This window comes from Mumia sp. (assembly GCF_028803055.1).
In the GTDB taxonomy this organism is placed as follows: domain Bacteria; phylum Actinomycetota; class Actinomycetes; order Propionibacteriales; family Nocardioidaceae; genus Mumia.
This window is the reverse complement of sequence record NZ_JARBCJ010000186.1, coordinates 1-6,069: the sequence shown is the minus strand read 5'-3', so window position 1 is coordinate 6,069 and position 6,069 is coordinate 1. Positions and strand designations below refer to the sequence as shown.

Genomic DNA, 6,069 nt, shown 5'->3' with positions numbered 1-6,069 from the left:
AGCATGTCGGTGATGTCACCGATCTTCTTGCGCAACGGGGTCGGGTTGATGCCGTGCTCGGTGTTGTAGGCGACCTGGATCGCACGTCGGCGGTTGGTCTCGTCGATCGCCTGCTCCATCGAGGGCGTCACTGAGTCGGCGTACATCACGACCTGCCCCGAGACGTTGCGGGCAGCACGCCCGATCGTCTGGATCAGCGACCGGCCGGAGCGCAGGAAGCCCTCCTTGTCGGCGTCGAGGATCGCCACCAGGCTCACCTCGGGCAGGTCGAGGCCCTCACGCAGGAGGTTGATGCCGACGAGCACGTCGTACTCGCCCATCCGCAGCTCGCTCAGGAGCTCCACCCGCCGCAGCGTGTCGACCTCGCTGTGGAGGTAGCGGGTGCGGATGCCGGCCTCGAGCAGGTAGTCGGTCAGGTCCTCGGCCATCTTCTTGGTCAGGGTCGTGACGAGCACCCGCTCGTTGCGCTCGACCCTGCCGCGGATGAGCTCGATGAGGTCGTCGATCTGCCCCTTGGTCGGCTTGACGATGACCTCCGGGTCCACCAGACCGGTCGGGCGGATGATCTGCTCCACGATCTCGTCCGGGTCCTTGACCTTGGACATCTCGTAGGGGCCCGGCGTCGCCGAGAGGTAGACGGTCTGGCCGATCCGCTGGAGGAACTCCTCCCACTTGAGCGGCCGGTTGTCCATCGCGCTCGGAAGTCGGAACCCGTGCTCGACCAGCGTCCGCTTGCGAGACATGTCGCCCTCGTACATCCCGCCGATCTGCGGGATCGTGACGTGCGACTCGTCGACGACGAGCACGAAGTCCTCGGGGAAGTAGTCGAGGAGGCAGTTGGGTGCCGTGCCTGGCAGGCGCCCGTCCATGTGGAGGGAGTAGTTCTCGATGCCCGAACAGCTGCCGACCTGACGGATCATCTCCATGTCGTAGGTGGTGCGCATCCGGAGCCGCTGCGCCTCGAGGAGCTTGCCCTGGCTCTCGAGCTCGGCAAGCCGGTGCTCGAGCTCGTTCTCGATGCCTCGCACGGCGGTCTCGAGCCGCTCCGGCCCGACCGTGTAGTGCGTCGCGGCACCGACGTAGAGCTCGCGCTCCTCGCTGAGCACCTCGCCGGTCAACGGGTGCAACGTCATCAGCCGCTCGATCTCGTCACCGAAGAACTCCACCCGCACGGCGAGCTCCTGGTAGACCGGGAAGATCTCGAGGGTGTCGCCGCGCACGCGGAAGGTGCCGCGCGTCGCCGCCAGGTCGTTGCGGGCGTACTGAGCCACGACGAGGGTGCGAAGGAGCTTGTCGCGGTCCATCTCAGAGCCGACCTGGAGGTGGATCATGCGGTTCATGTATTCCTCGGCGGACCCGAGGCCGTAGATGCACGACACCGTCGCGACCACGATCACGTCGCGGCGGGTGAGGAGGTTCCAGGTGGCGGAGTGCCGGAGCCGCTCGACCTCCTCGTTGATCGAGGAGTCCTTCTCGATGTAGGTGTCGGTCTGCGGGACGTACGCCTCTGGCTGGTAGTAGTCGTAGTACGAGACGAAGTATTCGATGGCGTTGTCGGGGAAGAAGTGCCGGAGCTCGTTGGCGAACTGGGCGGCGAGGGTCTTGTTGGGCTGCATCACGAGCATCGGGCGCTGCAGCTTCTCGGCCAACCAGGCGACCGTCGCCGTCTTGCCCGTGCCCGTGGCACCGAGCAGCACGGTGTCGGTCTCCCCGCGCTCGACGCGCTCGGCGAGCTTCTTGATCGCCTCCGGCTGGTCGCCGCTGGGCTCGAAGTCGGCGACCACGCGCAGGGGCGCGACCTGGCGCTGGAGGTCCTTCACGGAACGCATGCTTCGAGCCTACGTCGTGGGACCGACAGTCTCCCTGCGTGCACGACGGCGCACGACGAACGGTCCTCCGACGACCACCAGGACGACGGCCGCGACGACGATCCCGATGAGCACCGGGGGCGGCGAGTCGGCCTCCGAGGTGTCCTCCGGGGTCGCGCTCGCTCCCCCACCGGCTCCGTCGGCGGTCCCACCGTCCTCCACCGCCGACGGTCCGGCATCGGACGGGCTCGGGGCGACCGGTGCGGGGCGGTACGCCGACCGGTCCGACGTCGCTGCCTCCAGGTCGTCGAGGACGGCGTCGGCGACCGGGCGGGTCCCGCCGCAGACCCTCGACACGAGGGCACCGGCCGCGGCCTCGACGAAGAAGACGTACTGCCGGTCGTCCTCGAACGACGGCGGCGGGCCGACCTCGGGAACGACGACGGGCGTCGTCCGCGGGACCTCGCCCTTGTAGACGTCGCTCACTGCCACGACGACGGCATCGTCGCCGGCGCCGCTCGGAGTGACCGTGCCCACGAACACCGCATCGGCGCGATCGAGCTGCTCGGCCACCGGCGTCGGCACACAGCTGCTCGCGCCCGCCGGCCCGGACGCCAGGAACGACCCGAGCACCAGACCCGCACCCACGACCACTGCCGCACCTCGCCGCATCCTGCTCCCTCACGCTGTCGTCGTACGTCGGATGACGGATCCGTGCCGTGCGGACCACGCTACCGCGTGATCGGAGCCTCGCCGGAGCCGTTCGCACCAGAAGGCACGGCCGCCCTCTAGACTCCGGGTGTGGGAGATGAGAACGCCGGGGCACCTGGGCCGCGAACGCCGCGCGGCGCGCGAGCGACGGCCGCACGGAGACGCGCTCGCGAGGACGACATCATCCGGGCGACGCGCCACCTGTTCGACACGGTCGGGCTGCGCGACGCGCAGATCGAGGACATCGCCCAGTCCGTCGGGATCAACCGTGCGATCATCTATCGACACTTCTCCGGCAAGGAGGAGCTCTTCGCGCTGACCCTGGTCGGCTATCTCGACGAGCTCGCCGAGGTGATGCGCGACGCCGACGACGAGAGCCGCACCCCCGCCGAACGCCTCGAGCGGGTCGCCAGCGCCTTCCTCGACCGCGGTCACGAGCATCCCGCCTTCGTCGACTGCGCCCTGGACCTCCTGAGCAAGTCCGGCGAGGAGCTCTTCGAGAGCGTCTCGGAGGGAGCGATGATCCGGCTGGGCCGCGGCATGCTCGGCCCTCTCGGCGTGCTCGCCGAGGTGCTCGAGGCCGGCAACAAGTCCGGCGACTTCCATGTCGACGACCCCTACATGCTCGCCAACATGCTCTACACGCAGTCGCTCGGCGCGCTGCAGTTCGCCCGCAACCAGCTCCTGGTGAGCGAGGGGGCGCCCGGCGTCCCGACCGTGCGCCGTGTGAGCTGGGAGGCCGTCAAGCGCCACACCATCCGTGCGGCGCACGCGATGGCGATCGCGGACGAGCCCGTCGGCTGAGAGCGCCGACGGGCCTCGACCGCGGCCCGGTCAGCGCTCCAGGATCGCCGTCACGCCCTGCCCGCCTGCGGCGCAGATGGAGATCACTCCCCGCCCGGAGCCCTTCTCGGCGAGCAGCTTGGCCAGCGTCGCGACGATGCGGCCACCGGTGGCCGCGAACGGGTGTCCCGCGGCGAGCGCCGACCCCCCGACGTTGAGCTTGCTCCGGTCGATCGAGCCGAGCGGAGCGTCGAGCCCGAGGCGCTCCTTGCAGAAGATCGGGTCCTCCCACGCCTTGAGCGTGGTGAGCACCTGCGACGCGAACGCCTCGTGGATCTCGTAGTAGTCGAAGTCCTGCAGCGACAGCCCGGCACGCGCCAGCATCCGAGGCATCGCGTACGCCGGCGCCATCAGCAGCCCCTCGCTGCCGTCGACGTAGTCGACGGCAGCGGTCTCGTACTCGGTGAGGTAGGCCAACGGCTCCCACCCCTTCGTCGCTGCGTACTCCTCCGACGCGAGCAGCACCGTCGAGGCGCCGTCGGTCAGCGGGGTCGAGTTGGCGGCGGTCATGGTGGCGGACTCGCCCTTGCCGAACACCGGCCTGAGCTTGGCGAGCCGCTCCAGGGACGAGTCCGGGCGGAGGTTCTGGTCGCGCTCGAGGCCGAGGTAGGGCGTCATCAGGTCGTCGAGGAAGCCACGGTCGTACGCCGCAGCAAGCTTGTGGTGCGACTCGACGGCGAGCGCGTCCTGCTCCTCGCGGCTGATCCCCCACTCGAGCGTCGTCAACGCCTGGCTCTCGCCCATCGAGAGGCCGGTGCGGGGCTCGGAGTTCTGAGGGATGGCAGGCACGATGTCGGACGGCCTGATCTTGGCCAGGGCGGCGAGGCGTCCCTTGAGGTCCTTGGCGCGATTGGCCTCGAGCAGCGCCTTGCGAAGGCCCTCACCCACCGCGATCGGCGCGTCGGAGGTCGTGTCGGAGCCGCCGGCGATGCCGACGTCGATCTTGCCGAGGGCGATCTTGTTGGCCACCTGGATCGCTGCCTGGATGCCGGTGTCGCAGGCCTGCTGCACGTCGTAGGCCGGCGTCGTGGGGTCGAGCCGTGAGCCGAGGACCGTCTCGCGAGCGAGGTTGAAGTCACGGCTGTGCTTGAGCACGGCACCCGCGGCGAACTCGCCCACCCGCTCCCCTGCCAGGTCGTAGCGCTCCACCAGCCCGTCGAGGGCGGCGGTGAGCATGTCCTGGTTGGACGCGTGCGCGTAGACGGAGTTGGACCGGGCGAACGGGATCCGGTTGCCGCCGACGACGGCGACCCGCCGCGGACCGCTGGCGGAGCGCTGAGTGGTGGGTGCCATGGGATCTCCTTGGGAGGACGTCGTTGCGTTGGCCACAGTCGTACGACCGAACTGGACGAGCCTGGTCGGGACTGTAACTCTAGGTTACGGTAGAGCACCAGATCCAGATACCAAGAGTATTCGAGAGGTAGGACACACGACATGAGTGACCGCTACCAAGACCTCGTCCACACCCCGGTCGGGAAGTTCTTGGTGAAGAACCTGGGGCTGCCCGACCCGCCCCGGCTCGAGCGCTACCGCGCCGGCGATCCGCTCGTGTCGGGCACCGTCCTCGTCGGCGCTGCTCCCGGCAGCACCCTGGGCACCGCGCTCGACGACGCGCTGGGCACCCTCGCGGTCACGGTCACCCGCAGCGTGGCCGACGGCGAGCGGTTGAAGGGCATCGTGTTCGACGCCACGGGTCTCGAGTCCGCGGCCGACCTCGACCTCCTGCAGGAGTTCCTCACGCCGGTGCTGCGCAACCTCGGCGCCAGCGGACGCGTCGTCCTGATCGGCACGCCTCCTGAGCACGCCGACTCCGCCGGACGCGCGATCGCCCAGCGCGCGCTCGAGGGTGTGTCGCGGTCGCTCGGCAAGGAGCTGGGCAAGGGGTCGACCGCCCAGACCGTGTACGTCGCACGCGGCGCGGAGGGGGCGATCGCCTCCACGCTCGGCTTCCTCCTCTCCCCCAAGTCCGCCTACGTGAGCGGTCAGGTCGTCCGCATCGGCACCGCGGGCGTCACCGACGCGCCGTCGTTCGATCCCCTCGCGCCGCTGACGGGCAAGGTCGCCCTGGTGACCGGCGCGTCCCGCGGGCTCGGCCTCGCGATGGCCCAGACCCTGCACCGCGACGGAGCCACCGTGATCGGGCTCGACGTCGCGCAGCTGGCCGACGACCTCCAGCGTGAGATGGCGGCGCTGGGAGGTGAGTCGATCGTCCTCGACATCACCGCCCCGGACGCGCCCCAGCGGATCGCCGCCTACGTCATGCAGCACCACGGTGGCGTCGACGTCGTCGTCCACAACGCCGGCATCACTCGCGACAAGCGGCTGCGCAACATGAAGACGGAGAACTGGCACAAGGTGGTCGAGATCAACGTCGACGCCCCCCAGCGCATCACCGCGGAGCTGCTCGACCAGAAGCTCATCCGCTCGGGCGGCACCGTCCTCGGTGTCTCGTCCATCGCCGGGATCGCCGGCAACAACGGTCAGACCAACTACGCCGCGTCGAAGGCGGGCGTGATCGGGTGGGTGAACGAGCTCGCCCCCCGGGTCGCCGAGGACGGCATCTCGGTCAACGCGGTCGCGCCGGGCTTCATCGAGACCGACATGGTCAAGACGATCCCGCTCACGATCCGCGAGGCCGGCCGCGGGATGAACTCGATGTCGCAGGGCGGCCAGCCGGTCGACGTGGCGGTGTGCATCGCGTGGTTCG

Annotated in this window: 5 protein-coding genes; 2 read left to right on the top strand and 3 right to left on the bottom strand. The window is 69.6% G+C overall.

Going from position 1 to position 6,069, the window contains the following annotated elements; translation table 11 throughout:
- The coding region (uvrB, locus tag PV363_RS14815) for an excinuclease ABC subunit UvrB (protein ID WP_301022716.1) at positions 1 to 1,829 on the bottom strand (1,829 nt) is incomplete at its 3' end.
- A gap of 9 nt (positions 1,830 to 1,838) precedes the next feature.
- Complete coding sequence (locus tag PV363_RS14810; RefSeq protein WP_220365219.1) at positions 1,839 to 2,480, bottom strand: hypothetical protein; 642 nt, start codon at positions 2,478 to 2,480, stop codon at positions 1,839 to 1,841.
- 129 nt (positions 2,481 to 2,609) lie between these two features.
- On the opposite strand from PV363_RS14810, the gene PV363_RS14805 reads away from it, so the two are divergent.
- Positions 2,610 to 3,323 carry a TetR/AcrR family transcriptional regulator gene (locus PV363_RS14805; RefSeq protein WP_220365220.1) on the top strand — a complete coding sequence of 238 codons (714 nt, stop codon included), beginning with the start codon at positions 2,610 to 2,612 and terminating at the stop codon, positions 3,321 to 3,323.
- A gap of 30 nt (positions 3,324 to 3,353) precedes the next feature.
- Here the strand turns inward: PV363_RS14805 and PV363_RS14800 are convergent, their stop codons facing one another.
- Positions 3,354 to 4,655, bottom strand: a complete 1,302-nt coding sequence (locus PV363_RS14800; RefSeq protein WP_301022715.1) for an acetyl-CoA C-acetyltransferase — start codon at positions 4,653 to 4,655, stop codon at positions 3,354 to 3,356.
- Positions 4,656 to 4,796: 141 nt separating this feature from the next.
- Between PV363_RS14800 and PV363_RS14795 the strand changes: the two genes are divergently transcribed.
- Positions 4,797 to 6,069, top strand: a 1,273-nt coding sequence (locus PV363_RS14795; RefSeq protein WP_301022714.1) for a 3-oxoacyl-ACP reductase, incomplete at its 3' end; no start/stop codon positions are given.